This is a genomic window from Mesorhizobium sp. M0408 (genome assembly GCF_040321495.1).
Classification (GTDB): Bacteria; Pseudomonadota; Alphaproteobacteria; order Rhizobiales; family Rhizobiaceae; genus Mesorhizobium.
In genome coordinates, this window is sequence record NZ_JAMYRO010000069.1 from 1 (window position 1) to 4,186 (window position 4,186).

At 64.2% G+C, this 4,186-nt stretch carries 6 protein-coding genes; 2 read left to right on the forward strand and 4 right to left on the reverse strand.

All coding sequences use genetic code 11. The features are described 5' to 3' along the window. A partial coding sequence (locus NKI67_RS33640; protein WP_502909381.1) for a GMP synthase (glutamine-hydrolyzing) occupies window positions 1-83 on the forward strand: 83 nt, incomplete at its 5' end. A gap of 231 nt (window positions 84-314) precedes the next feature. Here the strand turns inward: NKI67_RS33640 and merBA are convergent. From merBA to NKI67_RS33660, 4 genes are read right to left on the reverse strand one after another with little or no spacing between them, the layout of a single operon-like run. Further along, on the reverse strand, window positions 315-2,597 hold the full coding sequence (merBA, locus tag NKI67_RS33645) for a bifunctional organomercurial lyase/mercury(II) reductase MerBA (RefSeq protein WP_023680909.1): 2,283 nt from the start codon (window positions 2,595-2,597) through the stop codon (window positions 315-317). After that, window positions 2,594-2,842: a mercury transport protein gene (locus tag NKI67_RS33650; RefSeq protein ID WP_352649143.1), complete on the reverse strand. Its 249-nt coding sequence runs from the start codon at window positions 2,840-2,842 to the stop codon at window positions 2,594-2,596. The genes merBA and NKI67_RS33650 overlap by 4 nt, the downstream gene beginning before the upstream one ends. 1 nt (window position 2,843) lies before the next feature. After that, a complete protein-coding gene (locus NKI67_RS33655; protein ID WP_023680911.1) occupies window positions 2,844-3,137 on the reverse strand; it encodes a cation transporter in 294 nt (97 codons plus the stop codon). Window positions 3,138-3,155: 18 nt separating this feature from the next. Beyond that, entirely contained in the window at window positions 3,156-3,581 is a 426-nt protein-coding gene (locus tag NKI67_RS33660; protein ID WP_031213451.1) for a mercuric transporter MerT family protein, read from the reverse strand. An 84-nt stretch (window positions 3,582-3,665) separates the two neighbouring features. Between NKI67_RS33660 and NKI67_RS33665 the strand changes: the two genes are divergently transcribed. After that, the gene (locus NKI67_RS33665; protein ID WP_023680913.1) at window positions 3,666-4,094 is read left to right on the forward strand and encodes a MerR family transcriptional regulator; all 429 of its coding nucleotides are present in this window, start codon (window positions 3,666-3,668) and stop codon (window positions 4,092-4,094) included. Window positions 4,095-4,186: the final 92 nt, after the last annotated feature.

Here is a 4,186-nt window from a genome sequence, read left to right on the forward strand (position 1 = left end):
GCATCATCAACGAGGTACGCGGCATCAACCGCGTGGTCTACGACGTGACGAGCAAGCCGCCAGGCACCATCGAGTGGGAGTGACGGATACAAATGGCGGCAATAGCGTAGTTTGAAGTAGTTACGACAAGTCTTCGTGGCACTCTTGAGCGACCTCCAATGACTCAGGATATTCCTCGTGTGATTTGATGGCGCTTTCTCGAAAAGTAAAGAGAGGTGTGGTCGGCGGAGTATATTGGCGTGCTGGAGCGTACAATTCGGCGGTTCGCTGGAGATCGGCGCAGCTGGCGTCGCAATCGGAAAATGAACGCAATCCTAGCCAGCGCAGCACGACAACTTGGCGACGTCCTTGGCAAAGCCGAGTGCCGCGAGCTTCAAGCCCTCGACAGTGGTTAAATACGGAAAGATCGCATCGGCGAGATCCTCGACATTGAGGCCTTGCCGGATCGCCAGCGCCGCGGTCTGGATACTGTCGGCTCCTTCCGGCGCGAGAATATGCGCGCCGAGCAACCGGCCACTGCTGGCATCGGCCACGAGCTTGATGAGCCCACGGGTGTCGCGAGCGGCGAGTGCGCGCGGCACCCGCTCGAGACCGATCGTCGAGACACGGACGGCATGTCCGGCGGCACGGGCCGCGGCCTCGGTGAGGCCCACGCTCGCCACTTGCGGGTCGGTGAAAACGATGGCAGGCATGGCGCTGTTGTCGTAGCGCAGGCTGTCGCCGTTGAGCGCATTCTTGGCAGCAAGCTTGGCACCATAGGCGGCCATGTAGACGAACTGGTCGCGGCCGGTGACATCGCCGGCAGCATAGATGCCGGCCCCGGAGGTGCGCATGCGGTCATCAACGACAATGCCGCCTTTCGGTGAGAGCACGATGCCGTGCTCGGCGAGCCCAAGGTCTTCGATGTTGGGCGTGCGACCGGTAGTGATCAGCACCTGATCGGCGATCGTCGTATCGTGGCAGTCGATGGAAACGTCGAGCACAATGCCGTTCTCGGTCCCGCGGATAGCACGGTAGGCGATGCCAGAGACCACGGTGATCCCTTCGTCCTCGAAATACCCCGTCAGGGCCGCGCCGATCTCGGGCTCGGCCTCGGGGAGCAGCCGAGACCGGCAAACGAGCGTCACCTTGACGCCGGCGCGGGCGAACATCTGGGCGAGTTCCGCCCCGATGTAGCCGCCTCCGATGACGAGCAACGATCGTGGTAGCTCCTCAAGATCGAGCGCGGTCGTACTGGTCAGATAGGGCACGTCCTCAATGCCAGGGATGGCGGGAACAGCCGGCCGCGCGCCGGTCGCGATAATGATCTTGCCGGCGGGAATGCGCGCGCCGTTCACCTCGACACCACCTTCCACGAGACGCGCCGCGCCCTCATGATAGGCGATGCCGTTATAGGCCGGCAGCAGATCCACGTACTTGGCTTGGCGCAGTTCGGAAACGAGTGCGTCCTTCTGACGGATGGTTCCGCGCCAGTCCGTCAGCTCGGCCTCGGCCGCGATGCCGGCGAAACGTGCTGCCACGCGAGCGTTGTGAAGTGTCTCGGCAGCGCGGATCAGCGTCTTCGATGGGACGCAACCGATATTGACGCAAGTGCCGCCGATGGTGCCGTGGCCGATGAGGGCGACTTGCGCACCCTGATCGGCGGCGGTGATCGAAGCCGAGAAGCCGGCTGAGCCGGCGCCGATGACGACGAGATCGTAGGCGCCACCATTGCGACCGTTCGCGCGGAAGGGGCGGTCTGTTGCTGCAGCGCTCTTCAACGCCGCGCGGACCGACGCGTGTGGTGCCATCTCGAGGCCAGCGAGGCTGGGTCCGAAGAGAGCGCGACCCGCCTCCAGTCCTTCCTCGATCGACAGCCGAAAACCGGGCTCGTCCGCGGTACGCTCGCGGCGCCAGGCGGAGAGATGGTCTTCCGAACAGAAGAACGCGGTCGTCGCGCACAGCGAGTTCGCCGCGCACGCGCCTTCGTAATGGACACTTTGCCACATAACGGACGTCTTCGGTTCAACGCGAGCCAGCATCCTACCTTGATCCCGTGTGCTGATCCGAATTGGCGCACCACAATGGCGGCAGCGCGATGCAATCGCGATGTCGCGACCGGTCATGGCGCCGATGCCGAGCGCGTCCACTGCGCACATGGCGTTAACGACGCGTCCGTCCAAGGTGACCTGATGGTCCGCATCCCGGTCGGTAAAGGGATAGGCTCCGACGATCCGATCGCCGTTGAGCACGACGAGGTCACGACGTTGGAGTTCTTCGAGCTGCGGCTGAACGGTCGTCTCGCTCAGCCCCGCGCGCTTGGCAATCGCACTTTGGGTAGGTGCTCGCCCTGCCTCGGCGTAGAGCTTAAGCAGCGCAACGCGAACTCGATCCACGAGACGGTCGCGGTCGCTCCAACGATCGGCGGGTTGGTTGGGTCCAGCCATGATCCGCAGAACATCGTTCATGGCCAGCAGTGCGTCTTTGACGAGGGGAGATGTGACCACAGACCAGTCCGGAAACGTCACGCCGGGCCGCACGGTGTAGCTCGGCGGTGTCGCGGATGCGGAAGCTGCAAGCTTGCCCTGGGGCGAGGAGGATGCGCAGCAATCGTTCATTGCTTCATGCTTTCCTTGTGAATCTTCTTCTCGCAGCCCGCGGCTTGTGCCCGGCGATAATGGACGCCCCACGCGACGAGGCCGAGGCTCGCGCCGATCAGGGGAAGCACCACCAGACCGGCGCCTGCCAACCACGCGCCAAGGCCGGCCAGGGGCAGACCCACGGCGAGGAGCGGCGCCGCGCAGCAGATCGCGGCGAGGATGGCGCCGGCCACGCCGGCGCGGACCAGGGCGCGGTCGCTCATCTCAACTGCCCTGCTGTGTCGGATGGGCCGGATAGCCGGCATTCATGCTAGCGGTCGCGATAGTATCCGGGTTCGTCTTAGCGTCGTCGAAGGTCACGGTCGCGGTCTTGGCTTCGAAGGAGACGGCGACCTTCGCAACGCCGGGGACCGCCGCCATTGAGCTCTGCACGATGTAGGGACATGAGGCGCAGGTCATGTTGTCGACAGCGAAGGTGACGGTGCGCTCGCCAGCCCACGCGGCCGGAGCCACGATAACGGAGCCGATCAGGGCGAGCGCGCTCAAATACTTGGTCATGGATGAAACTCCTTTGTCTCAGGCGCCGAGCAGCAGCGGGGCGATGTAGTCGAAGGCGAAGGCGGCCAATACGAGCACCGTCGCGATCCAGAGCGCGAGTTGAACGAAGCGGCTAGGGATCGGGCGCGCGCAAGCGGCGTCATCGGCGCAGGCTCGCCTGGGCTTCCAGTAGACGAGGTAGAAGCCGCATCCGAGAAGGCTTGCCGTGCCGGCGACGAAGAATGGCTTGTAAGGCGCGAGCGCCGTCAGATTGCCGATCCAGGCCCCGCCGATGCCAAGGCTGAACAGAAGCAGCGGCACGATGCAGCAGGAGGAAGCCGCGAGTGCGCCGAGAATGCCGCCCACGGCGATCAGACGCTGCCGCCCGGCGTCGCCTCGTTCAGAGGCAGACAAGTCTGCAGCGGCAGTTTGGGCCGCCGTTGTTCCGGATCGCGATGCAACCATGTCCGGCCTCTCTTCCTTGCCGAAATCCCAAGCGTGCCGTAGCATGCGGTCTGTAGTCACTACAGGGTCAAGAGGGATTTTGCGATGCGCGATCATGCCGCGGTGAAGGGCCTGCAACGGGCCGAGCTCGCGCAGCGTACGGGCTGCAATCTGGAGACCGTGCGCTATTACGAGAAGGTCGGCCTTCTGCCCGAGCCGCCGCGTACGACGAGCGGCTATCGCAGCTACGACACCATGCACGAGCGGCGCCTTTGCTTCGTGCTACGCGCGCGAGAGCTAGGCTTTTCCCTCGATGAAATCCGCGAACTGCTGCGCCTCGTGGATGAACGCGATCGGCCTTGCGGCGAGGCAAGAGATGTGGCCGCCGCCCATCTTAAGGACGTGCGGACGAAAATCGCTGACCTCAAACGGATGGAGCGCATGCTGAAGGAGGTGGTCGCGCAATGCGCTGACGGCACGTTGCCGGAGTGCCCGCTGATCGAGACGCTGTTCCAGGAGCGAACTACCGCATAAGTGCGTCCGAAGGCGACTGGACGATGCGCGCCTACCGCGAGCACGCGGTCGAGACGATCCGCAAACAGGTCGGCAAGGGCAAGGTGATCTGC

What these genes read in the sequence shown, in the direction of transcription:
- merBA (WP_023680909.1), bottom strand. Translation starts at nt 2,597, where the DNA reads ATGAACGATTGCTGCGCATCCTCCTCGCCCCAGGGCAAGCTTGCAGCT.
- NKI67_RS33650 (WP_352649143.1), bottom strand. Translation starts at nt 2,842, where the DNA reads ATGAGCGACCGCGCCCTGGTCCGCGCCGGCGTGGCCGGCGCCATCCTC.
- NKI67_RS33655 (WP_023680911.1), bottom strand. Translation starts at nt 3,137, where the DNA reads ATGACCAAGTATTTGAGCGCGCTCGCCCTGATCGGCTCCGTTATCGTG.
- NKI67_RS33660 (WP_031213451.1), bottom strand. Translation starts at nt 3,581, where the DNA reads ATGGTTGCATCGCGATCCGGAACAACGGCGGCCCAAACTGCCGCTGCA.
- NKI67_RS33665 (WP_023680913.1), top strand. Translation starts at nt 3,666, where the DNA reads ATGCGCGATCATGCCGCGGTGAAGGGCCTGCAACGGGCCGAGCTCGCG.